The sequence below is a fragment of the Acinetobacter nosocomialis genome, from assembly GCF_041021905.1.
In the GTDB taxonomy this organism is placed as follows: domain Bacteria; phylum Pseudomonadota; class Gammaproteobacteria; order Pseudomonadales; family Moraxellaceae; genus Acinetobacter; species Acinetobacter nosocomialis.
On the sequence record NZ_CP157432.1, the window covers coordinates 1554357 to 1579246 of the forward strand.

Here is a 24890-nt window from a genome sequence, read left to right on the forward strand (position 1 = left end):
ATGCATCGCTTTACTATCAATGCAGAAGATCTCAACAGGATAATGATCATGCAGCTTAATGAACTCGCTTTATTTCATCAGCAAGCTTTTGTTGCTGGAAAGTGGTGCGATGCAGACCATCAACAAACATCTGAAATTTTAAATCCGGCGACATTAGAGATTATTGGTACTGTCCCAAATATGGGTAAGGCTGAAGCCGAGCGTGCCATTGCAGCTGCCAAAGAAGCTTGGCCGTTATGGAAAAATAAAACCGCAAAAGATCGATCAATTATTTTAAAAAAATGGTTCGATTTAATCATTTCAAATGCAGATGACTTGGCTTTTATTTTAACGAGTGAGCAAGGAAAACCTTTAGCCGAAGCCAAGGGTGAAATTTTATATGCTGCCAGTTTTATTGAATGGTTTGCCGAAGAAGCAAAACGAGTGTATGGCGATATTATTCCAAGCCCATATCCAGATGCTCGTATTGTTGTAAATAAACAGCCTATTGGCGTCGTTGCAGCCATTACACCTTGGAATTTCCCAGCCGCCATGATTACGCGTAAGGTTGCTCCAGCCTTGGCGGCAGGTTGTCCTTGCATTGTAAAACCGGCACCTGAAACACCTTTTACTGCTTTGGCTTTAGTGGACTTAGCTGTGCAAGCGGGTGTGCCTGCTGAAATTTTTAGTGTGATTACAGGTGATGCAGTTCATATTGGTGATGCGATTTTTGAAAGTGATGTCGTACGCAAGTTTACTTTTACCGGTTCAACACCAGTCGGCAAAATGTTGCTTGAGCGTTCAGCAAAAACCTTAAAAAAAGTTTCCTTAGAGTTGGGTGGCAATGCGCCGTTCATTGTATTTGATGATGCCGATTTAGATGTAGCAGTTGAGGGAGCACTCATTGCCAAATTTAGAAATGCAGGGCAAACCTGTGTATGCGTCAATCGATTTTTAGTGCAGGCTGGCATTTATGAAAAATTTATTGCTGCCCTAAGCCAAAAAATTCAAAACTTTAATATTGGTAATGGATTAGAAGCAGAGCATGACATTGGGCCATTAATTAATGTCAATGCGGTGAAAAAAGTTGAAGCACATATTCAAGATGCATTAGATAAAAATGGTCGTCTTGTGATTGGTGGTAAAAGGCATACTGCGGGTGAATTATTTTTTGAACCGACACTGATTGCAGATGTTACCGCTGATATGGATGTAGCAACCCAAGAAACGTTTGGACCGCTTGCAGCCGTATTTAAATTTGAAACCGAGCAACAAGCTGTTGAAATGGCAAATGCAACTGAATTTGGTTTAGCTGCATATTTTTATACCAAAGATTTAGGCCGTGCTTGGCGAATGAGTGAACAGCTTGAATATGGCATGGTCGGAATTAATAAAGGCCTTATTTCAAATGAAGTTGCACCTTTTGGTGGAATTAAACAGTCTGGTTTGGGGCGTGAAGGTTCTAAATACGGTATTGAAGATTATCTGGAAATTAAATACACCTTGTTTGGAGGATTGAATATATGAGTAATGAAAAATTTGAAAAGGGTTTAGCAATCCGTAAACAAGTTCTTGGTGAAGAATATGTAAATAATTCAATCAACAATGCCGATGAATTTAATCTTCCTCTTCAAGAATTAGTCACTGAATATTGCTGGGGAGCTGTTTGGGGACGTGAAGAATTAAGTAAGCCTGAGCGTAGTTTAATTAACTTGGCAATGATTTCAGCTTTAAATCGTCCGCATGAATTAAAACTACATGTTAAAGGTGCACTTCGAAATGGCGTACCTAAAGAGAAAATTCGTGAAGTGCTTTTACAGGTTGCAATTTACTGTGGCGTACCTGCTGCTGTAGATAGCTTTCGTATTGCAAAAGAGGCAATTAAAGAGTTTGAATCTGAGCAATAAACGTTAGCTTTGAATATTTAAAAAGGCCTTGTTCAAGTGGACAAGGCTTTATCTATTTTAAGCTTGTTTGTTCAGTTCAGGGGGTAAATGCTGCGCTAAATAATCAATTGCAAGACGGGTTTTTAATGGCATAAACGGCAGTGCAGGCCATACCAAATGAATCGGAAAAGCAATGCTCGACATGGTTTCTAACACTTGTACTAGCTTACCAGCCTGTAATTCATTTTGAATGAGCCAATCGGGTAGCCATGCGATACCAGCTCCAGCAAGCGCTGCATTTTTAATGGCTTGTAAGTCATTTAAAAGGAGTTTTGCTTTGGGCTTAATAAATAAAGGCGCGTCATTTTCCTTTTGAAGTCGCCATTTTTGCATTTGACCAAAATGCGGATCGGCAATCGTGGCGTGATGCTCTAAGTCCTCAATATGTTGTAGGGGACCTGCTTTATTTAAATAGTCAGGTGAGGCACAAAGTAGCATTCGATGCTGACCAATCGGTTTGGCAACGAGCTGAGTGGTATCAGGCAGTGCCCCGATTCTTATACACAAATCAAAACCTTCTTCAACCAAGTCTACAGTTCGATCATTAAATGAAATTTCTAACTGTAAGTCCGCATGTTGCTGAGCAAATTTAACCATAAGCGGGGCAGCAAAGAGTTGCCCAAACAGCACTGGCACAGACATTCGTAAACGGCCTGTTGCGTTAATTTTCCCTTGGTCTAATAACGCCGCCGCATTTTGTATTTCACTTAATGCTCGGCGGCTATGTTCATAAAACAAAGCACCTTCGTCAGTCATGCTGAGTGAACGTGTTGTTCTTTTAAATAGAGCCACACCAAGCTGTTCTTCAAGCCGAGCAATATTTTTACTAATGGCTGAGCGAGTTAAATGCAATTGCTCGGCAGCTTTTACAAAACTTCCAGCTTCAACCACAGTCACAAATATCGAAATTGCACTTAGTTCATGTTGCATGATTGTTGCCTAAAAGGAACCAATGATAAGAAATAATATCACCACTGTTGAATTTATTGTGGAGTTACTATGGCTTCATCAAAAATATGGAGACAGTCATGGCTAAAATATTGGTATTAAAATCCAGCATTATGGGTGAGGGTTCACAAACCAATCGCTTAATTGATGTAATGCTTGAACACCGTAAAGATCAAGGTTTGCAAGATGACATCACCATACGCAATTTAGCTGAAATAAATCTGCCTGTATTAGATCTGGAAATTTTTCAGGCGCTGCGTGGTGCGGAAAATAACAATCAAGACATTCAGCAAATCGTTGCTTTGTCTGACGAATTAATTGCTGAATTAAAAAGTGCTGATTTATTGGTGATAGGCGCACCAATGTACAACTTAAATGTGCCGACTCAACTCAAAAACTGGTTTGATTTGGTGGCACGAGCAAGACAAACATTCCGCTACACCGAAACTTACCCTCAAGGTTTGGTTGAAGGGGTAAAAGCGGTGGTGGTAAGCAGTCGGGGCGGCATTCATGTTGGCCAAGAAACTGAGGCAGTCACGCCTTATCTCAAGGCAGTGTTAGGGCTAATGGGCATTCATGATGTTGAATTTATTTATGCAGAAGGCTTAGACATGCAAGCTTATCGCAGCAAGGCATTAGATCTGGCAAGCCAGCAAGTTAAAGAATTCACTATTTAAAATTATGGGTTGAAACTCTTGTACATCTAATTGATCACAGGAGTTTCTAAGTCTATTTAAATCACATTTCTCAGTTCATTTGCCGTGTTGCGCAGCAATGGCAAAATTTGCTGAACCAAATAATCTTCTTGTACACGGTTAGTTTGAGACATGCAGTTAAGCGCTGCTATAGCTTGACCTTGGGCGTTAAATACGGGCACTGCAATCGCAATCACACCAAGCTCATGTTCTTCTTTGGAAAGACAATAATCCGATAACGAAATACCCTTAAGCACTTCAAAAAACTTTGACTCATCTACTATGGTAAAAGGCGTTAAGCGTTTTAAACCGTAAGTTTTTACCCATGCATGTTGAGCTTCTGGGGACAGTGCTGCCAGCAATACTTTACCTGTGGAAGTGGCATGGGCAGGGAGTCGGTTTCCTAAATGCATACCATAAGGGCTGACACGTAAATTATCTTGCTGTGGTAAATAGCTACGGGCAATCGGTACGACTTCGTTATCGTCTAACACCACAATTGAAAAAGTAAGAGATGTCTGCGCACATAATAGATTTAAAAATGATTGAGCAACTTTAGGCAGGTGGGCAGAGCTTAGATAAGAACTCGAAAAGCGCAGCACACGATGAGTGAGCCAAAAGTAATGTTCATCGGTTTCTAAATAGCCTAAGTATTTTAAAGTTTTTAGGTAACGCCTTGCCGCTGTACGACTAATACCGGTTCGCTCGGCCACTTGAGTGACATTGAGTCGTTGCCGATCTGTTCCAAAAGCTTCCAGTAAAGCCAAGCCTTTTGCTAACCCTGCAATGTAGTCATCTTGACGTATTTTCTCATGCGAGTTTGGGTGCTCTAGAAAAGCATCGAGAGAAGGCATCCTTTCATTCCTGTTATTTTGATTGTTTCTGTCCGCTATTCGGACAAACTAAATGATAAACGGTTATTTTCGTCTTGGATACATAGTGAACAAAAGTTAAAGCCAGTAATTTAAAAGTCAGGATGAAACAAGGATGAAGTTATGGATATTTTAAAGACACAGGTTGCAATTATTGGTTCTGGGCCAGCAGGGTTATTGCTTGGGCAACTTCTATATAAAGCTGGCATCGATCATATTATTGTTGAGCAACGTAGTGCTGAATATGTGGCTTCACGGATTCGTGCAGGAATTTTAGAGCAAGTTTCGGTCGACTTACTCAAACAAGCAGGCGTTGACCAAAACTTAAAAGAAAAAGGATTACCACATTCGGGCATTGAAATCTTGACCAACGGTGAATTGCATCGAGTTGATTTGGCCGCACTCACAGGTGGAAAACAAGTGACTGTATATGGTCAGACCGAAGTCACCAAAGATTTAATGACTGCACGTGAAGCAGCACAGCTCACTTCATTTTATGAAGCTCAAAATGTACAGGTAAAAGATTTCTACACGGCACCAAAAGTTGAGTTTGAGTACCAAGGTAAAGCTTTTCAAATTCAGTGTGACTTTATAGCAGGGTGTGATGGCTACCATGGTGTCTGCCGTGCCAGCGTGCCAGAAGACAAAATTAAAACCTTTGAAAAAGTTTATCCGTTTGGTTGGTTAGGGGTGTTGGCCGATGTCCCACCTGTAGCCGATGAACTCATTTACGTACAGTCTGAACGTGGATTTGCTTTATGTAGTATGCGTTCAGAAACGCGTAGCCGTTATTATTTACAAGTCCCTTTAACAGATCACGTCGAAGACTGGTCGGATGAAAAGTTTTGGGATGAGTTAAAAAACCGCCTAGATCCCGAAAGCCGTGAAAAGTTAGTCACAGGACCTTCTATTGAAAAAAGTATTGCGCCGTTACGTAGCTTTGTGACCGAGCCAATGCGTTTCGGAAAACTATTTTTAGCAGGAGATGCCGCTCATATTGTTCCACCGACTGGAGCAAAAGGCTTAAATCTCGCTGCATCTGATATTGCTTATTTATCCAGTGCACTCATTGAATATTATGCCGAAGGTTCCGAACAAGGGATAAATGAATACTCTGAAAAATGCCTACAACGCGTATGGAAAGCAGAGCGTTTTTCTTGGTGGATGACTCATTTATTGCATCGTTTTGAAACTGAAAGTGAGTTTGATCATAAGATTAAACAAGCCGAGTTAAGTTATGTACTAAGTTCGATTGCGGGTAAAACCACATTGGCTGAAAACTATGTTGGGTTGCCTTATGAAATTAAGCAAATAGATCGTTTTAAGCATGCAAGCTAAAGACTAAGTAAAAATAAAAAGGGCATGAAAATGCTCTTTTTTTATATAAAAATTTAAGTAGGACGTAATAGCTTAAGAGATTGTTTTGCTTAAAAGATCAGCATTAATAAAAGCTTTTGTCACATTTTTTCAGTATATTGCTATTAATTTCTTTATTTATAAATTCTAAGTTTGTATGGAACAGGACCAAGCACGCATACCTAAATATATTCCTATTCGCGATGCAATTGCCCATGATATTGAATCTGGCGTATTAGAAGCCCACGCAAAACTCCCATCAGAAAGAGTGCTTTCTGAACAGTTCCAAACCACTCGTGTGGCTGCACGTGAAGCTTTACTGGCTTTGGAAACCGATGGTTTGATTTATCGATTAGATCGCCGTGGTTGGTATGTTCGTTCTCCTCGTATTATTTATCATCCGCAATCGACAAAAAACTTTAACCAGTTTGTGATTGAACAAGGCTATGAACCATCTACAGAAGTAATTTCGAGTGAACTGACTCAGGCTACTTCTTGGGATGCCAAGCATTTAAAAGTTGAAAAAGGGCATCCGATTTATTCAGTTTGGCGACGTCGTTGTATTAATGGTCGCCCTGTTTTGGTTGAGCATTTACGGGTGAATGCCGAACTTTTCCCTGAGTTTTTAACTCACGATCTCAAGCAATCCATTACTTTACTGATGGCAAATCAATATGACTGCCATATCACCCGAGCTGACATTAACCTTTATCCAACCGCTTTATCGGAACAACAGGCTAAAGCACTGCATGTGAATGTTGGGGCACTGGGTTTATATATTTGCCGTAGCAACAGAAATGAAGAAGGCGTAATTACCGATGTTGACCAAGAATATTGGCTACATGATGTTTTAGATTTACATTTCGAAGCGCGAGCATAAAAATACAATCTGGTTTAAACCAGATTAATTAAACTGTCATATAAAGCTGTTGAAATACGATCATCAAATAATTGCATTCGATGGTTTGCAGATGAAACAGTACGTTCAACAGACAATTAAACTAGGTACTGCATCAGTTTTAGGTGTAGTGGTCGCTATTCAAATGGGATGTTCATCAGCAACATCAAAACAATCAGAAGAAATTACAGTCTATACGGCAGTGGAAGCCGACCAGCTGAAGCAATACCAAGAGGAATTACACAAAGCCTATCCAGAACTCAAAGTAAAATGGGTACGTGATTCAACAGGTGTAATCACCGCTAAACTTTTGGCAGAGCAGAAAAATCCACAAGCGGATGTGGTTTTTGGTGTGGCTTTAACCAGTTTGCTGGTCATGGAAAAGAAAGACATGCTTGAGCCTTTTAAACCTGAAGGCATCCAAAATTTAAAACCGGAATTTGTAAGCCAAAAACCTGTACCGACTTGGACAGGTATGGATGCATGGGAATCTGCAATTTGTGTCAATAAAGTCGAATTAGAAAAACGTAAGCTACCGATTCCAAAAACTTGGAAAGATTTAACCAACCCCATTTATAAAAACCTGATTGTGATGCCAAACCCAGCCTCAAGTGGAACAGGCTATTTGGATGTCACAGCTTGGATGCAAATTTGGGGTGAAAAGCAGGCATGGGACTATATGCAGGCTTTAGATAAAAACATTTCACAATATCCTCATTCGGGTTCAAAACCTTGCAAGATGGCAGCACAAGGCGAAATCCCAATTGGTGTTTCTTTCGGTTATCCGGCATTTAAATTAAAAGCAGAAGGTGCACCTTTAGAAGTGGTTTATCCAACTGAAGGTTTAGGCTGGGAAATGGAAGCTTCAGCAATTGTGAAAGGAACCAAAAAATTAAGTAGCGCACAAAAATTTATAAATTGGTCGGTAAGCAAAGCGGCAAATGAAGCTTATGCACATAACTTTTCAATGGTGGCTTATAAAGGCATTGAAAATACGACCATGGACTTCCCAAAAAATCTTCCTCAAATGCTCGTAAAAAATGATTTTTATTGGGCGGCCGAGCAGCGTGAACGTATTTTGGCTGAATGGTCAAAGCGTTTTGAAAAGTGATCTTTTGGATAAGGGCCTCATTATGCAAATTCCTTCATCATTGCAATCATCGCTGCTAGGTCAAAACCAAAAGGGTGAGTTAGCAGGGCATTTATTATCGTCATTAACGACCTATAAATATCCTGAACATGGTCCCTCAGTTTTAGAAGTGGTGGATATCCAAAAAAAGTTCCAACACTTTCAGGCCCTAACGCATATTAATTTAGACCTGAAAGCTGGCGAGTTCGTGAGCTTTTTGGGGCCTTCAGGGTGCGGTAAAACTACATTATTACGGATAATTGCGGGTCTAGAAAAACCTGATTATGGAAAAGTCATAAAAAAGGGCGCAGACATTACGTTGCTCAGTGCTGAAAAGCGTCACTGTGGTATTGTGTTTCAGAACTATGCGTTATTTCCAAACTTAAACGTCGAAGAAAATATTGCTTTCGGCTTAGATAAAAAAAAGTGGGATAAAGTACAGCGTAGCCAACGAGTTCAGCAGTTATTAGAGCTGATTGAATTACCTGATATTGCAAAAAAATATCCAAATCAATTGTCGGGCGGGCAGCAGCAACGTGTTGCGCTTGCTCGGGCAATTGCGCCGAAGCCTGATATTTTACTATTAGATGAACCATTGTCTGCACTTGATGCTCAGGTACGTCTAAACCTAAGACAGAAGATTCGTTCGATTCAATCACAGCTTAATTTGCCAACCATTATGGTCACACACGACCAAGAAGAAGCTTTAAGCATTTCTGACCGTGTTGTAGTCATGAATCATGGCGTCATTGAGCAAATTGATACGCCACACAATATTTATTACAAGCCGCAAACCCAATTCGTTGCAAAGTTTATTGGCACCATGAACTTTTTGGCAGCCACTTGTTCGGTCGTTAATCAGCTCGAGGTTTTGGGTTTTATTCCTCTGAATTTGGAACAGCAAAAACTTAAAGCAGGGCAAAGCTACAACATTGGTTTTAGACCCGAAGCTGTCGAGTTGGTTGATGATTTTGGTAGTGATAAAGAGTCGTTGTATTTGCCGGTTAAAGTATTAAGCACTGAATTTTTAGGTGCGAAACGTCGTTTGTTTTGCACTATTCATATTGATGGAATTGAGCAAGCAAAACACCTTTTGCAAATTGAAATTGAAAATACCAAGTTCAAATCTTTGCAAGAACTCATGTTTATAAAAGTGCCTAATCAGCTCATTCATGTCTTTGACGAACAAGGGTACGCACTATGTTAAATGAAGCTGCTTCAGCGGTTTTAAAAACACAGCCGCGTCGAAAAACTGAATATTCATTAAGATCAAATATTGCTTTGGCAGCCGTTGCAATCGCTTTAACTTTAGCGATTATTGCTCCATTAATCATGCTGTTTGAAACTGCATTTTTTGATGAAAATCAAAATTTTGTTGGTCTTGAAAATTTTTATCATTATTTTGGTAGTCCAGCTTTACTCAGTTCCGTATTTAACTCGGTGTGGGTTGCTTGTACTGCTACTGTCATTACAGTATTGCTTGCCAGTGTTTATGCTTTTGCACTCACCAATGTGAATATAAAGGGTAAAAGCTTCTTTAAACTGGTGGCTTTTTTACCCATTTTAGCGCCATCACTTTTGCCTTCTTTAGCATTGGTTTATTTGTTTGGTAAGCAAGGCGTATTAAAGTCTTTACTGGGCGATATACAAATTTATGGCCCAATCGGTATTTTAATCAGTTACTGCTTTTGGCTATTTCCAGCAATGTTGATGTTGATGATGGTGTCTTTTCGCAGTGTCGATCAACGTTTAATTGAGGCATCTTTGTCGCTCGGCAAAAATATCTGGAAGACCCATTACCACGTCACGCTACCTGCAATTCGGTATGGACTCATCAGCGCAAGTCTAGTGGCTTTTATTTATGTATTAACCGATTTCGGAATTCCGAAAGTCATTGGCGGTTCATTTAACATGATGGCGCTTGATGTCTATAAACAGATTATTGGTCAGCAAAACATGAGCATGGGTGCGGTAATTTCTATCTTATTGTTGTTACCGGCAGTTTTTGTGTTCATTTTCGACCGAATACAAAGCAAGCGGCATGCACGGTTTCAAGCTTTTCAGACTAAACCTTATGTTTCAGCACCGAATAAAAAACTTGAAGTCATTCTGAGCTTATTTTGTGGTTTGGTTTCAGGTGCAATTTTACTGATTATCTTTACGGCTGTGCTGGCTTCATTCATCCAGTCTTGGCCTTATGATTTGTCTTTAACCTTGGCACATTACAGTTTTGAATATGTCGATGGCGGCGGTTGGGCAGCGTACTTTAACTCGATTCGTATGGCACTCTTTAGTACGTTTTTTGGAACAGCACTGATTTTTATGGTGGCACTATTAACCGAACGTTTTAAGGCACATCCACTCATTAAAAACTATGTGCAAGCTTTGGTTTTATTACCCCTTGCTGTGCCGGGGCTGGTTCTAGGTATTGCTTATATTTTGTTTTTTAACCAGCAGAGTAATCCGTTAAATGTGCTGTATGGAACCATGACCATTTTGGTGATTTCAACCATTGTGCATTATTACACCGTGCCACACCTCACTTTAACCAATGCCATTAAACAGATTCCGCTACAGCTCGATCAGGCGGCGGAAACTCTAGGAACATCGAAGTGGAAAACCTTTTGGAAAGTGTATTTGCCTATGTGTTTTCCAGCGCTATGCGATGTATCGGTTTATATTTTTGTGAATGCCATGACCACTGTGTCGGCTGCCATTTTCCTTTATTCACCAGACACTAGTTTAGCGGCGGTGGCGGTTTTAAATATGGATGATGCGGGAGACACGGTTGCTGCTGTTGCGATGAGCATTTTGATTTTAACCACCTCATGTGTTGTAAAACTCATTCATTGGTTATTTACCAGAAAAATTATGGCAAGAAGTCAGCAATGGCGTGAAAGTACTCACTAAGTTTTAGCTAAACACAATTTTTATTTAACCGACTGAAATTGAATGCTTTGTTCAACAAGGCAAGGGTTTATTCATCCTAAATTTCGCAAATTGGAAGTCTTATGAATCACGCACAGTTTGATTTAATTGTTGTCGGAGCCGGTATTTTAGGTTTGTCCGCTGCCATACAAGCGCAAGAACAAGGCTTAAAAGTTTGTATCTTCGAGAAAAATGCCAAACCTGTGGGCGCAACTCGTCGTAATTTCGGCATGGTCGGAACTTCGACATTAATCCATCCAGAGAAACAGTGGCGAAAGTACGCACTTGAAACGCGTTCTTTTTATCAGCGTATTCAGGCTGAAACCGATATTTCATTTGAGCAAAGACAAGGTATCTATCTCGCCAATACGTCACTTGAATGGCAGGTTTTAAATGAGTTTGCCGAGCGGGCAAATCATTACCAAATTCCAGTTCATTTGCTAAACCATGATGAACTGGTCAACCAATTTTCTTATTTAAACCCCGAGCAGCAGTTTCAAGGCGGCTTGGTTTTTGAGGAAGATTATTCGGTCGAACCACATGTGATTGGGCAGAGACTGTTGGCATATGCCGAAAGAAAAGGTGTAGAGATTTATACCAATGCCTGTATTGTTCAAACTCAATATCAGCAGGAAAGTTGTCAGGTTCGTTTGGCAAGTGGTGAGACTTATCGGGCAAATAAAGTTTTGATCTGTCACGGCGAAGTCATCGATATTTTATATCCAGATCTATTACAAAGCTTGAATCTGAAACGTTGTGGCTTACAAATGGCGCTGACGCAACCATTTCAACAAAAATTAAATGCTTCTCTTTATTCAGGCTTATCTATTTCACGTTATCCAGCTTTTGAAATTTGCCCAAGTCATTCTGAGTTGGTTAAAGCGTCACAGCAGGGATTCATTAAAGAATTTGGTATCCATATTCTGATTAAACAAAATGAATTTGGAGAACTGATCGTGGGCGATAGCCACGAATATCATTCGATTAATGAAGCACCTCAGTTTGAGCAGCGTGAAGAGATTAATGAGTTTATCCAAGCTTACTGTCACGAAAAATTAGGGCTGACTTTACCCTCAATTCAAAAACGCTGGAATGGTTATTACCTGACCCATGAACATGAGTTGGCTTGTGTCACTGAAGCCGAAAAAAATATCTTTCTGGTGAGTGCAATTGCTGGCAAAGGCATGACCACAGGGGCCGGATTTATGAAAGAAGTATTAGAACAAAATATTTACTAGTTTGTAATCTGGTTTAAACCAGATTGGTGTATATTGAAATGAACGCGAAAGAAATGAGTAACATTATGAACATGCAACCCCAACTCGATATGGATTTAGAGAACAAATATTTGCTTCTTACTCCAGGACCATTATCAACATCGGCAACAGTACGCCGCGCCATGCAAAAAGACTGGTGTACTTGGGACCAAGAATACAACTCGCTGGTACAAGATATTCGTAATCGACTGGTCAACTTGGCAACCAGCGAACCTGAAAAATATACGGCTGTGTTAATGCAAGGCAGTGGAAGTTTTGCTGTGGAGTCTGTGCTTGGGTCAGCTATTCCACGTGATGGCAAAATCTTGATCATTAATAACGGCGCATATGGTGCACGTATGGTGCAAATGGCGCGTTGCTTAAATATTGAAGTGATCGAACTGAACTATTTAGAAACCCAGACACCAGATTTACAAGAGATTGAGCGCGTTTTACAAGATAAAACCATTAGCCATGTTGCGTGTGTACACTGTGAAACCACCACAGGAATTTTAAACCCGATTCAAGACATTGGCCGTTTGGTGAAAGCAGCAGGAAAAATCTGGATTGTGGATGCCATGAGTTCATTCGGTGGTGTGCCTATGGATATTGCCGAGCTTGAAATTGATTTTCTAATTTCAAGTGCAAATAAATGTATTCAAGGTGTTCCGGGTTTTGGTTTTATTTTGGCAAAGCGTGATTGCCTAGAAGCATGTAAAGGTTTAGCTCGTTCGGTAAGTCTCGATTTGTATGACCAGTGGAATACGATGGAGCAGCATAACGGTAAATGGCGTTTTACCTCGCCAACCCATGTGGTACGTGCATTTTATCAAGCATTACTTGAGCTTGAGACAGAAGGCGGTGTTGCTGCACGTTATCAACGTTATTTACAAAACCAACAAACCTTATCTAAAGGTATGCAACAACTGGGCTTTGAATTGGTACTCGGTGAAGAGTGCCCACAATCGCCCATTATTACTACTTTTCTTTATCCAACAGCCGAAACATTTAGCTTCCAGTCATTCTATGAAACGCTGAAAAAATCAGGCTACGTAATTTATCCGGGCAAAGTCACAGATCTTAACTGCTTCCGTATAGGCAATATTGGCGAAGTTTATATTCATGACATTGAAGGGCTTCTTGCTGCGATTGCCAGCTACTGCGAAAACCACCTAAACCAAGCTGTAACAGCATAATTTTTATTAAATTAAAGGGAATACACCATGACGACCAACAATACACAAATTCAGGCTGTGGTTTTTGACTGGGCTGGTACAACTGTAGATTTTGGCTCACGCGCACCAATTTTAGCTTTTATGGCTTTATTTAAAGACAATAAAGTTGAAATTACGGTTGAAGAAGCCCGTGCCCCAATGGGATTAGAGAAACGTGATCATATTGCAGCAGTTTTAAAAATGCCGCGTGTAGCAGCGGCATGGCAGGAAGTATATGGGAAACCTGCAACTGAAGCAGATATTGACCGTTTATATAAAGACTTTATTCCGTATCAGTTAAATTCTATTCCGAAATGTTCTGCTTTAATTCCGGGTGCATTAGAAACGTTTGAAAATATTAAAAAGCGTGGTGCAAAAATTGGCAGTAACACGGGCTATGCATCCATGATGATTGGTCGTTTAGTTAAAGATGCTGCTGATCAGGGTTACCGACCGGACTGTATCGTTACTGCCAGCGACGTGAAATATGGCCGTCCATATCCTGAAATGCTATGGAAAAACTTAATTCAACTCGAAGTATCCGACATTAAAACTGTTGTAAAAGTAGATGATACCGTTGTAGGTATAGATGAAGGTTTAAATGCGGGATGTTGGACAGTAGGACTTGCAATTAGTGGCAATGAAGTTGGTTTAAGCTATGAAGAGTGGAGCGCATTATCGGCCGATGAACAGATTGTTCTAAAAGATAAGGCATACCAAAAAATGAATGCGTCGGGCGCTCACTATGTGATTGATAGTGTCGCTGATTTGCCAAATGTACTTGATGATATTGAACGCCGTTTGGGGCAGGGTGAACGACCTTAAACAGAGTTTAGGTCTATATATTTTTAAGCTTAGCTCCCTTGGGAGCTAAGCTTACCTAAAAAATTAAAATGAAGAGTAATAAACTCTACATACGTGGAAATAAGGAGTAACTTTGAAACGTCAATTCCTTATTTCCTGCTAACCATCTAAAACACATGTTTAGATCGTTAGTACCATCAATCCTATAGGTACAGGACCTATAGGATTTTTTGTGATGGATCTCTTTACGACTTTTGTGGGTCGTATATTTTTTCTTTAATGAATAAGGCTGGTATCACACCACAAATTAGGTAGGCAGCACCCATCACGACAAAACCTAAACCAATAGACCCGCCGGATGCTAAGAAACCAATCGTTGCAGGGGCTAATGCAGCGCCTAAACGTCCGACGTTATAAGCACCGCCAATCGCTGTACCGCGGATTGCTGTTGCAAAGCTTTCGGTCATATAGGTTGCATTTACGCCATAAGGGATGCCGTATAGAAAACCAAAGGTCACCAGTAAATATAAAATGTTGCTTGGCGAGTTATAAAAAACAATCAGAGGTAGGAAAATAGCAGTACCGATTGCACCAAAAGCATAGGTAAAGCGACGCCCTAATTTATCGGCCATCATGCCCGCAAGAACTTTACCTAAAATCATGGCGGTATATGTACCTACCATATAGGCGGTCATTTCCTTAAATTTCATACCGAGTTCACTTTCAAGGTATGACGGCATCCAGTTATTTACACCATAGTAGCCAAACTGTAAAAAGCCCGCGGTTAACGCCCATAAGATAAACATATTACGGTTTCGTTTATCTTGGAAAATAAGCTTAAATGCTGAAGTTTTCGATACGTTTTGAGCCACAACTGGTTGTTGTAGTCGAGACTTTTGCCATGCTTCTGGTTCGGGTACAAGCACATGCATGAGAACAGCAATAATGACGGGAATAATCGCAACATAAAACAGCATGCGCCAGCCATGATCAGGAATAATCCAGCCCGCAAGTAAGGTCGCAACAATATAGCCAACCGTCCAGCCTGCTTGTAAAGTGCCAAGTACTGTTGTGCGGAAACGTGTTGGGACATATTCGGCCATGAGGGTATTACAGGCGATATAAAGTGAACCCAAACCAAGAGATGCAAAAAATCTTAAAATACCAAACTGAAGAAAGCTCTGGGTAAAACCTAAGCCACAGGTAAGGAGCGAGAAAATTAAAATAGAAATAACCACAATACGCACGCGACCAAATTTATCGCATGCCCATCCCCCAAAAATGCCACCAACAGCCATACCTGCCAATGTAAAACTGCCAAGCATACCTGCTTGTACTGAACTTAATCCAAAATCTGCCTTAATACTATTTAAGCTATAAGACAGCAGCATCAAATCTGCACCATCTACCAGCAGTGCCAGAAATGCAAAAATAAATGCTATTTTCCACGTATGAGGCTGTATACGAGAAAGACCTTCTTTGTAATTTGTAGCCATAATCCATTACCTACATTTGATAAAAAGCACTTCAAGTCGTTTTGAAGTGCTTTAAATTTGATTAAGACGCAGCGCGAATCATATTTCGGGCAATAATCACTTGTTGAATTTGAGTCGTGCCTTCATAAAGGCGGAACAGACGAACATCTCGATAAAAACGTTCAATGGCATATTCACTGATGTAACCCGCACCACCATGAATTTGTACGCAGCGATCAGCAACGCGGCCACACATTTCGGTTGCAAACATTTTTGCGCAAGAAGCTTCCGTGCTGACGTTTTTTCCCGCATCGCGTAGGCGTGCAGCGTCTAAGACCATACATTTAGCTGCATAAATTTCAGCTTTTGAGTCGGCAAGCATGGCTTGAATGAGTTGGAATTCGGCAATTGGTTGTCCAAATTGCTTGCGTTCGATGGCGTAATTTAAAGAATCATCTAGCATTCGTGTTGCTGCACCGACACTCAAGGCAGCAATATGCAAACGGCCTTTATCGAGTACTTTCATGGCAGTTTTAAAACCAACACCTTCAACACCACCAATAAGTGCTGAAGCAGGGATGCGGCAATTTTCAAAAATAACGTCACAGGTATGGGCGCCTTTTTGTCCCATCTTTTTATCGCGTTTGCCAAGAGAAATGCCCGGAGTTTGGCTATCAACAATAAAAGCAGAAATGCCACCAGCGCCTTTAATATCAGTGTTTGTACGTGCCATGACTGTGAATACACCAGCATGAGGAGCATTGGTAATAAAGCGTTTGGTACCATTTAAAATATAAAACTCACCATCTTTTACTGCGGTGGTTTTTAAAGATGCCGCATCAGAACCTGCGTCAGGTTCGGTTAAGCAAAAAGAACTGATCACTTCACCACGAGCTAGACGCGGTAAGAAAAATGATTTTTGTGCTTCGGTCCCATCAATAATCAGGCCACTTGAGCCAATGCCATTATTGGTCCCAATAAGAGAGCGAAAAGCAGGAGAGGTACGACCTAATTCAAAAGCGACATAGACCTCTTCTTCCATCGTTAGGCCAAGACCTTCGTATTCTTCAGGAATGGTTAAACCAAATAAGCCGAGAGCTTTCATTTGCTCAACAATCTCTTGAGGAATTTCATCCGTTTCAGCGACTTCATTCTCATGAGGAATTAAGACACCTTCAACAAATTGTCGAATCATATCAACAAGTTGATTTAAGGTTTCCTGATCTCGAATCATAGTCTCGTCCTTTTACTCTATGCAAAAAACATCAATGTGATGTTCGTAAAATCACCAATATTTGAAGTGATAGTAATCAAAGGATGAGCGCAAAACAATATATTTTGAAAATTAATTTCGCAATGCGATACTTTGTTGTTGTTTTATCTTTGGCTAATTTATTGATTTATTTAAGCTATATTTTCTTATAAAAAATCATCATTTTTAGTGGAAAATTAAAGTTTGATTTTTAAAAAGAGCCGTGTATATTAAAAATATATATCGCTATGCGAAATTTTAAATGGATAAGTTTTCCTATAGGAAATGAATCACAAAATATAGTGGGATGAAGATGGGTGCTTTAAATGGAATTCGGGTGCTTGACTTAAGTCGGGTATTGGCTGGGCCTTGGTGTGGACAGATTCTTGCCGATTTAGGCGCAGAAGTAATCAAGATTGAACGGCCGAAGGTTGGTGACGATACTCGTTCTTGGGGACCACCTTGGATGAAAGATGACTCAGGTCAGGACACTCAAGAAGCCGCTTATTATCAGTCAACTAACCGTAATAAATTATCGGTTGCCTTCGACATTGCCAATCCTGAAGGCCAAGAATTGATTAAAGCACTTATTCAAGACACCGATGTCGTGATTGAAAACTACAAAGCGGGTTCTTTGAAAAAGTACGGTTTGGACTACGAGTCTTTATCTGCAATTAACCCTAAATTGGTGTATTGCTCAATTACAGGTTTTGGTCAAACTGGTCCCAGAGCAGAAGAACCCGGTTATGACTTTATTATTCAGGGTATGGGTGGACTCATGTCGGTCACTGGTGAGCGTGATGATTTGCCCGGCGGTGGACCACAAAAAGTAGGTGTTGCATTTTCTGACTTAGCCACGGGGCTTTATTCTACGATTGCCATACAGGCTGCTTTACTCAACCGCCATGTGACAGGTTTAGGCCAATACATTGATATGGCTTTGCTTGATGTTCAAATTGCCACAATGGCAAATCAGGGAATGAACTATCTTTCATCGGGTAATATCCCTAAACGTTATGGCAATGCACACGCCAATATTGTGCCTTATCAAGTATTCAAAGCCTCTGACCGTGACTTCATTATTGCATGTGGAAATGACACTCAGTTTATTCAACTCTGTCGAAGTATTGGTTTACCCGATTTACCAAATGATGCGCGTTTTGCCCGAAATGCAGACCGAATCAAGCATCGCGATGAAATTATCGGAATTTTACAAACTCACTTTTTAACAAAAACAGCAGATGAATGGGTAGACGCAATTTATGCGGCTAAAGTTCCCGTAGGTGTCATTAATAACTTGGAACAAGCTTTTCAAGAACCACAAGTGATAGCCCGAGAAATGTTAGTCGAGATGAACCATCCTCAACGTAAAAAATTGAAGATAATTGGCTCGCCAATCAAACTTTCTAGAACGCCTGTTGAATACAAAACAGCACCTCCATTGTTAGGTGAACATACGCAGGCGATTTTAGGGCGAGTAGTATCTACAGAAAAGTTAGCAGAGCTTAAAGAAAAGGGTGTAATTGGATAAGTAACCTAAAAGCGAAAGGTTAAAATGATATTTAAAATCAGAAAATAAAATATTTAATCTTTCGCTTTAATGAGTTAAATGAAGTTATTTTATAAATGCAGACTTGGACGTTTGCTCTTTTGCTATTTATAGAAAAAATAGATTATAATTTTCGCAGTGCGAAACAAAATATGGATTGGTATGACAATGAACGATGCAGTTGATGCAGAACAGACAGAAAAATTACTCGCGCCTTTAAGGCATGAATTATTACATCCAATTGAAGACATGCAGGATGAAAATGATCGCCAATTTATTACTGCATTAGCACGTGGTTTAGAACTATTACGTTGTTTCACGCCTAAACATCAGCATTTGGGCAACCAAGAGCTTGCTCAGATGACTGGTTTGCCAAAACCGACCATTACTCGCCTGACACATACTTTGTCGCGTTTGGGTTATATCAAACAAGTACCAAACTCAAGCAAATTCCAGCTTTCAGTTGGTGTTCTTGCTTTTGGTTATTCCATGTTATCTAACGTATCGATTCGCTCTATTGCTCATCCATATATGAAAAATTTGGCAGACTATGCTGGTGCTGCTGTAGCAATGGCAACACGCGATCGACTGAATATGATTTATCTTGATGTGGTACAAGGCAAAGGCAATATGACCATGCGCCGTCAAGTCGGAACCTATTTACCGATTCATTTAAGTTCGATGGGGCGAGCATGTTTAGCTGCCATGCCAGAAGATGAAAGAGAGTTCTTGCTTAATGCCATTCGTAACAAGCACAAAGAAGACTGGATTAAAATTAACCGTGATCTAGACAAAGCCTTTAAAGACTACCAAGATTTTGGATACTGTTTTTCAATTGGCGAATGGCATAAAGACGTTAACTCGGTTGCGGTTCCACTCATTCATGAACAACATGGTTTGCTGGTATTTAACTGTGGTGGTCCAAGCTTTATTATGAACCGTGAAAAACTCGAAGAAGATATTGCACCGCGTCTTTTACACATGGTGAATAATATTCGTACCGAGATTAGCTAAACGTATCTGATTCACTTATAAAAGCCAGCCTTGTTTTTCAAGGCTGGCTTTTTAGTGTGTGAGTTTTAGGCTGTTTGCTTATGGAAGTTCGGTTTTCTTTTTTCTTTGAAAGCATTTAATGCTTCTTTAAATTCGGAACCCTGTAAACAACGCGAGAAAATAGTCGACTCATGATCAATACGATTGAGTAGATCATAGATTGGCATATCTCTTAGTAACTTTTTACTGAGCTGTAAGGCTTGGCTGGGTTTGTGAGCGAGTTTAATGGCTACGTCTTCAACCACTTGATCCAGCTCAGTTGCTTCAAATATCTCATTTACCAAACCATAAATTTTTGCCTGGTCTGCCGAAAACTTTTCACCCAGTAAAATAAGTTCCGAAGCACGAGCAAAACCCAATAATCTTGGCAAGATGTAACTTGAACCGGCTTCGGGTACCAGTCCCAAATTCACAAAGGGAAACTGAAAAATAGAGTTTTGGCTTGCATACACAAGGTCGCAATGTAGAAGCATAGTGCTGCCAATGCCAATTGCTACCCCATTTACTTTAGCAATAATCGGTTTTGGAAATGTTGCTAAGCTTTTTAAAAAAACAATCGAAGCGGGTGGTTCTGAAGTGGTGGTATCACGTTTTTCAAAAGCATTAACGTCATTTCCACTCGTAAATGCCGAACCTTTGCCAGTAAGTATAACCACATGAACATCTTGATTGGTTGCAGCCTTATCTAATGCCTGACTTAAAGCCGTATACATTTCATAATTAATTGCATTCTTTTTAGTGGGGTTGCTCATGGTGAGCGTTAGTATATTTTTATCAAAATGCTCCTGAATTGTACCTGTTTTAAGCTCGCTTTGAGTTACATTGTCCTGTTGCATCATTTATTCCTTTAAATTAACTATTTGAAAAATATCTGCTTTCAGTTGGTGGAAGCTCATACTTTTCAGATGACGTACTGTCTAAAACTTAAACTTATTAAAATAATGCTATCGAAAAATAATTCCGTTATCAATTATTTTGTTTTATATTGTGGTATAAAATTTTGTATTGTGAAATTTTTATCTTAAGTCACTTTAAATGATGACAGGATTTATGCGTAAATAAGCATCTAGCTCTGCTAAGGAAATAAGAAGCTAGTTATAGAACGGTGAGTGGAAAGAATATGAAGACCAAAATTACAGAACTATTTGAAATCGAGCATCCAATTATTCAAGGTGGTATGCATTATGTTGGTTTTGCAGAGCTTGCGGCTGCAGTTTCGAACGCGGGTGGATTAGGTATTATCACTGGCCTGACTCAGCGTACACCTGAAAATCTGGCAAAAGAAATTGCACGTTGCCGAGAAATGACCGACAAGCCTTTTGGGGTGAATTTAACCTTTTTACCAACGGTGAATACTCCTGATTATCCGGGTTTTGTAGAGGCAATCATTAAAGGTGGCGTAAAGATTGTAGAAACAGCAGGGCGTAATCCTGAACAGGTCATGCCGTATTTAAAGGCTGCTGGTATTAAAGTAATTCACAAATGTACTTCGGTTCGACATAGCTTAAAAGCGCAGCAAATTGGATGTGATGCAGTTTCTGTAGATGGTTTCGAGTGTGGTGGGCATCCGGGTGAAGATGACGTACCAAATATGATTTTATTGCCCTTAGCAGCTGATGCGTTAGACATCCCATTTGTTGCCTCAGGTGGTATGGCAGATGGACGCTCACTCGCGGCTGCTTTAGCGATGGGAGCCGATGGAATTAATATGGGCACCCGTTTTATTGCCACTCAGGAAGCTCCTGTACATGCAAATGTGAAACAGGCGATTTTGAATGCAACTGAAAGAGATACGCGTTTAATTATGCGCGCTTTGCGTAATACAGAACGTGTCATGAATAATGCGGCCGTAGAAAAAATCGTGGTAAAAGAAAAAGCGCTCGGCGATAGCATTAAATTTGAAGATATTATTGAAGAGGTTGCAGGGGTTTATCCAAAAGTCATGATTGACGGCGATGTTAATGCAGGTGCATGGTCATGTGGGTTGGTAGCAAGCTTGATTCATGATATTCCGACATGCGATGAACTGGTTAGCCGAATTGTTAAAGATGCAGAAGATATTATTCGTGGACGCTTATTAGGGCTTTTATAGCCAACCTTTAGCCTACTTTATATATGATCAGCACAAGCTTTAATTGTGCTGATTTTTTGCATCATGCACACAGTAATAAAGACATAAAACGGCAAAAATTAAGCCTAAAACACAGACACCTGTCCATCCAAAATGTTTCCAAGCATAACTTCCCGCTGTTGTGCCTAAAGCACCGCCAGCAAAGTAACCTGTCATATAAATGGCATTAAACCGTGAACGTAATTCTTGATTAAGTTTAAATACAATACTTTGGTTGGTGACATGTACCGCAGAAAGAGAAGCGTAGAGAATAAGTAAGGCAATAATATAAAAAGCAAAATGGTAGGTTAAAAGTGAAAAAAGAATCCAACTTAAAATAAGCCCAATACCGCAATACACTGAAATTTTATGGATATAGCCTTGGTCAATAAATTTGCCTGAGAAATTAGCAACGAAAGTTCCTAACACGCCAACAAAACCGAAAAGGCCAATGGTAAAGTCGCTAAAGAAATAAGGCGCTGGAGCCAGAAGCAACGACATGGTGGTAAAGGTTAAACTCACACAAGCAAATGTAAAACCGCCAATATAAGTTCTGGTTCTTAAACGTGGATTTTGAATAAAAATCTGTGGAAGAGAACGAATGGTCTTTGCATAGTTTTCTGATTTGGTGGGTGGAAATAACCCAATATTACGATGCAAAATAATGGCAATGATGAGTAATAGAAAGCCACTAACCAGATAAATAATATTCCAAGCAAAAAGTGTAGACATTAACCCTGAAAGGGAGCGGGCGAGTAAAACACCCATCATGAGTCCACTCAGTAGAAAGCCAACGACACGGCCGCTTTGTTGAATTGGAACCAGACTTGCAGCAAGCGGTAACAAAAGTTGGGCTGCGCTGGAAAATAAACCGGTAATAACAGTACCAAGCAGTAAAAGATAAATATTGTGCGAAAAGCCACTAATAATTAATCCGCTTGAAGCTAGTAACATAAAGATAAATAGCAGCTTGCACTTTTCTAATATGTCTCCCAACGGCATTAAAAAGAGTAAGCCACAGGCATAGGTGATTTGGGCTAGAGTGGGCACCCAAGCTGTAGTGGTTTCAGTCAAATTTAGGCTTAGACTAATTGAATGAATAAGTGGCTGACTAAAATAATTTCCACCTGTACAAATGCCTGCAGCAATCGCCATTAAAATAATGGTTGGGGTATAGAGTGCGTTTTTCATCATGCCTATTGTCATAATGAAAGAGGAACTTTAATCAACACAACCATAACTGTTTTAAGTACGATTGTTAGTGCGTTTCATTCAAGGCATCTTGAATATTGTGCACCATGTGGATTAAACGTGGTCCAATTTCACCTTCAAGTTTTTCCGGATTTAAATGAAAACTTGGCGCACCACAGTTAAAAACATAAAGACCATGTTTGGAGCTGACCAAAGGTACAGCTACTGAGTTTACTTCTTTATGCCACTCACCCAAAGACAAACAATATCCATAATCTTGATAATCACGGAAAGCTCGTTCTAATGAGCGTTTGATGGCTGGCCAATTTTCGGGATTTTTTTGTTTCAATGCATCAAGTAGAAAGTTGCGCTCACGTTCAGGAGTCGCAGCCAAGCATGCTCGTCCCATAGAACTGCTATGCAGTGGTAAAGTCGAACCAATTGGACGGCGCATATTTAAGGCTGTTTCAATTTGCACAACGTCGATATACACCATATTTAAGCGATCACGCGTTGCCATCGCTACGGGCGCTTGAACATACTGGCTCATCTCTTCCATATATTGATGAGCAATATTACGAATCGAGATGTTAGATAAAGCTGCATATCCTAAAGATAAGACACCAATATCTAATGTGTATTTGGTCGAGTTAGGTAATTGTTTTAAATAACCTAATGACACAAGGGTATTGGTAATACGTGCAATGGTCGGTTTAGGTAAACCTGTCATTTTTGCTAATTCTTGGTTGCCAAGAACCTGGTTATTTGCAGAAAAGCATCTTAAAAGTTCTAAACCGCGTGCTAAAGAAGCAATAAATTGCGGGTTATTTTCCCGATGTATATGCGAAATAGGATCTAAACGTATCTCATCAAAATTTATTGGTTTTTCAGTTTCCGTGTTTTGAGACATTCGATCCTCAAATATAATTAAAGCAATAGTTTTGCCATTATATTTCGCTCTGCAAAATAAATCCATTCATCACTGCGCTGTTGTGATGAATGGATATCGGGTTCAATGGTTATGAAACGTTTTCAATCACCATCGCAAGACCTTGACCTACACCAATACATAGGCTCACCACGGCATATTTCTTCTTACGGCGAATTAACTCGCGCGCTACTGTTAACGCAAGACGAGCGCCTGAAGCACCAAGTGGATGACCAACAGCAATCGCACCACCGTTCGGGTTCACACGTGGGTCATTAAAATCAACATTTAAACCTTTTAAACAAGATAAAACCTGTGAAGCAAAGGCTTCATTAATTTCAATAATATCCATGTCATCTAAAGTAAGGCCTGCACGCGCAACTGCTTTTTTAATGGCTTCGATCGGGCCTGCACCCATAATGCGTGGCTCAATACCCGCTGCCGCAGCGGACAAGATTTTTGCCATTGGTTTTAGGCCATATTTTTGACCTGCCGCTTCTGAACCAATCAAAAGTGCTGCTGCACCATCATTAATACCTGAGGCATTACCCGCAGTAACTACGCCACCTTCAAAGAGTGGTTTTAACTTTGTAAGTGCTTCAACAGTTGAGCTTGGGCGAGGGTGTTCATCTTCTGAAACGAGCTTAGGTGGCAATTTTTTGCCTTGGAAAACCTCAATTGGCGTAATTTCATCGGCAAAGAATCCTTCTTCTTTGGCTTTTTGATATTTGGCTTGTGATTGGGCTGCAAATAAGTCAGCTTGTTCACGGCTAATACCAAACTCGGCTGCAACGTTATCGCCCGTTTCAGGCATTGAATGACCGCCGTATTGAGCAATAATTTTTTTATTTGGAAAACGAGAGCCAATCGTGGTGTCATAAATTTTTGCATCGCGGCTATAAGCACTTTCTGCTTTACCCATCACGAAGGGTGCACGTGACATACTTTCTACACCACCAGCAATATAGAGCTCGCCTTCACCACAAGTAATCGCACGTGCTGAGTCAATCACGGCACCTAAACCACTAGCACATAGGCGGTTTACCGTCTGGCCCGGTACAGTAACAGGCAAACCTGCAAGTAATAATGCATTTCGTGCCACATTACGACTATCTTCACCCGCTTGGTTGGTATCGCCTAAAATCACATCTTCAATATCCGCGCCTGGTACACCAGTTTTTTCAAGTAATTTTTGAATAACGGTTGCTGCTAAATCATCAGGGCGAATTGAGGCAAGTTCACCCGCATGACGGCCAAATGGACTACGTAAACCATCATAGATATATGCATTTAACATTGAGAAATTC

The 24890-nt window shown here is 40.3% G+C and carries 22 protein-coding genes; 14 read left to right on the top strand and 8 right to left on the bottom strand.

All coding sequences use genetic code 11. From position 1 onward, the window contains the following. Positions 1–48: 48 nt before the first annotated feature. Complete coding sequence (locus ABLC00_RS07160; protein ID WP_033846830.1) at positions 49–1506, top strand: NAD-dependent succinate-semialdehyde dehydrogenase; 1458 nt, start codon at positions 49–51, stop codon at positions 1504–1506. Next, complete coding sequence (locus tag ABLC00_RS07165) at positions 1503–1886, top strand: carboxymuconolactone decarboxylase family protein (protein ID WP_000064100.1); 384 nt, start codon at positions 1503–1505, stop codon at positions 1884–1886. Before ABLC00_RS07160 ends, ABLC00_RS07165 begins: the two co-directional genes overlap by 4 nt. Before the next feature lie 57 nt (positions 1887–1943). On the opposite strand, the gene ABLC00_RS07170 is transcribed toward ABLC00_RS07165, so the two are convergent. Beyond that, positions 1944–2855, bottom strand: a complete 912-nt coding sequence (locus tag ABLC00_RS07170) for a LysR family transcriptional regulator (RefSeq protein WP_044423691.1) — start codon at positions 2853–2855, stop codon at positions 1944–1946. A gap of 98 nt (positions 2856–2953) precedes the next feature. Here ABLC00_RS07170 and ABLC00_RS07175 point away from each other — a divergent pair, with 98 nt between their 5' ends. Further along, a complete protein-coding gene (locus tag ABLC00_RS07175) occupies positions 2954–3550 on the top strand; it encodes an NAD(P)H-dependent oxidoreductase (protein WP_044423690.1) in 597 nt (198 codons plus the stop codon). Between the two features lie 56 nt (positions 3551–3606). On the opposite strand, the gene pobR is transcribed toward ABLC00_RS07175, so the two are convergent. After that, positions 3607–4422, bottom strand: coding sequence for an IclR family transcriptional regulator PobR (pobR, locus tag ABLC00_RS07180; protein WP_032041103.1), 816 nt, complete (start codon positions 4420–4422; stop codon positions 3607–3609). Positions 4423–4563: 141 nt separating this feature from the next. On the opposite strand from pobR, the gene pobA reads away from it, so the two are divergent. The 8 genes from pobA (at position 4564) to phnX (ending at position 14046) form a co-directional block, all read left to right on the top strand. Further along, positions 4564–5778, top strand: a complete 1215-nt coding sequence (gene pobA, locus ABLC00_RS07185; RefSeq protein WP_044423689.1) for a 4-hydroxybenzoate 3-monooxygenase — start codon at positions 4564–4566, stop codon at positions 5776–5778. A gap of 175 nt (positions 5779–5953) precedes the next feature. Next, the gene (locus tag ABLC00_RS07190; protein WP_002048349.1) at positions 5954–6676 is read left to right on the top strand and encodes a UTRA domain-containing protein; all 723 of its coding nucleotides are present in this window, start codon (positions 5954–5956) and stop codon (positions 6674–6676) included. A 91-nt stretch (positions 6677–6767) separates the two neighbouring features. Beyond that, on the top strand, positions 6768–7805 hold the full coding sequence (locus tag ABLC00_RS07195) for a putative 2-aminoethylphosphonate ABC transporter substrate-binding protein (protein WP_004709446.1): 1038 nt from the start codon (positions 6768–6770) through the stop codon (positions 7803–7805). A 22-nt stretch (positions 7806–7827) separates the two neighbouring features. Next, entirely contained in the window at positions 7828–9030 is a 1203-nt protein-coding gene (locus tag ABLC00_RS07200) for an ABC transporter ATP-binding protein (protein WP_033846826.1), read from the top strand. Further along, entirely contained in the window at positions 9024–10733 is a 1710-nt protein-coding gene (locus ABLC00_RS07205) for a putative 2-aminoethylphosphonate ABC transporter permease subunit (RefSeq protein ID WP_033846825.1), read from the top strand. The genes ABLC00_RS07200 and ABLC00_RS07205 overlap by 7 nt, the downstream gene beginning before the upstream one ends. 101 nt (positions 10734–10834) lie before the next feature. Beyond that, a complete protein-coding gene (locus ABLC00_RS07210) occupies positions 10835–11989 on the top strand; it encodes a TIGR03364 family FAD-dependent oxidoreductase (RefSeq protein WP_033846824.1) in 1155 nt (384 codons plus the stop codon). A 26-nt stretch (positions 11990–12015) separates the two neighbouring features. Further along, positions 12016–13203 (top strand): 2-aminoethylphosphonate--pyruvate transaminase, encoded by a 1188-nt coding sequence (gene phnW / locus ABLC00_RS07215; RefSeq protein ID WP_025469320.1) that lies wholly within the window; start codon positions 12016–12018, stop codon positions 13201–13203. Between the two features lie 27 nt (positions 13204–13230). Then, positions 13231–14046 carry a phosphonoacetaldehyde hydrolase gene (gene phnX / locus ABLC00_RS07220; protein WP_033846822.1) on the top strand — a complete coding sequence of 272 codons (816 nt, stop codon included), beginning with the start codon at positions 13231–13233 and terminating at the stop codon, positions 14044–14046. A 224-nt stretch (positions 14047–14270) separates the two neighbouring features. Here the strand turns inward: phnX and ABLC00_RS07225 are convergent, their stop codons facing one another. Beyond that, positions 14271–15521 (bottom strand): MFS transporter, encoded by a 1251-nt coding sequence (locus ABLC00_RS07225; protein WP_016804477.1) that lies wholly within the window; start codon positions 15519–15521, stop codon positions 14271–14273. 61 nt (positions 15522–15582) lie between these two features. Further along, positions 15583–16734 (bottom strand): acyl-CoA dehydrogenase family protein, encoded by a 1152-nt coding sequence (locus ABLC00_RS07230; RefSeq protein ID WP_033846820.1) that lies wholly within the window; start codon positions 16732–16734, stop codon positions 15583–15585. 331 nt (positions 16735–17065) lie between these two features. Here ABLC00_RS07230 and ABLC00_RS07235 point away from each other — a divergent pair, with 331 nt between their 5' ends. Continuing rightward, positions 17066–18283, top strand: coding sequence for a CaiB/BaiF CoA-transferase family protein (locus ABLC00_RS07235; RefSeq protein WP_348941089.1), 1218 nt, complete (start codon positions 17066–17068; stop codon positions 18281–18283). 186 nt (positions 18284–18469) lie between these two features. Beyond that, positions 18470–19315, top strand: a complete 846-nt coding sequence (locus ABLC00_RS07240; protein ID WP_000996083.1) for an IclR family transcriptional regulator — start codon at positions 18470–18472, stop codon at positions 19313–19315. A 65-nt stretch (positions 19316–19380) separates the two neighbouring features. Here the strand turns inward: ABLC00_RS07240 and ABLC00_RS07245 are convergent, their stop codons facing one another. Then, a complete protein-coding gene (locus ABLC00_RS07245; RefSeq protein ID WP_004709435.1) occupies positions 19381–20190 on the bottom strand; it encodes an enoyl-CoA hydratase in 810 nt (269 codons plus the stop codon). A 284-nt stretch (positions 20191–20474) separates the two neighbouring features. Between ABLC00_RS07245 and ABLC00_RS07250 the strand changes: the two genes are divergently transcribed. After that, positions 20475–21446, top strand: coding sequence for a nitronate monooxygenase family protein (locus ABLC00_RS07250; protein ID WP_033846819.1), 972 nt, complete (start codon positions 20475–20477; stop codon positions 21444–21446). Positions 21447–21485: 39 nt separating this feature from the next. Here the strand turns inward: ABLC00_RS07250 and ABLC00_RS07255 are convergent, their stop codons facing one another. From ABLC00_RS07255 to ABLC00_RS07265, 3 genes are all read right to left on the bottom strand, one after another. Next, the gene (locus ABLC00_RS07255) at positions 21486–22658 is read right to left on the bottom strand and encodes an MFS transporter (protein WP_080775654.1); all 1173 of its coding nucleotides are present in this window, start codon (positions 22656–22658) and stop codon (positions 21486–21488) included. A 64-nt stretch (positions 22659–22722) separates the two neighbouring features. Next, complete coding sequence (locus ABLC00_RS07260; protein ID WP_000081482.1) at positions 22723–23565, bottom strand: IclR family transcriptional regulator; 843 nt, start codon at positions 23563–23565, stop codon at positions 22723–22725. A 109-nt stretch (positions 23566–23674) separates the two neighbouring features. After that, a complete protein-coding gene (locus ABLC00_RS07265; RefSeq protein WP_000930801.1) occupies positions 23675–24880 on the bottom strand; it encodes a 3-oxoadipyl-CoA thiolase in 1206 nt (401 codons plus the stop codon). Positions 24881–24890: the final 10 nt, after the last annotated feature.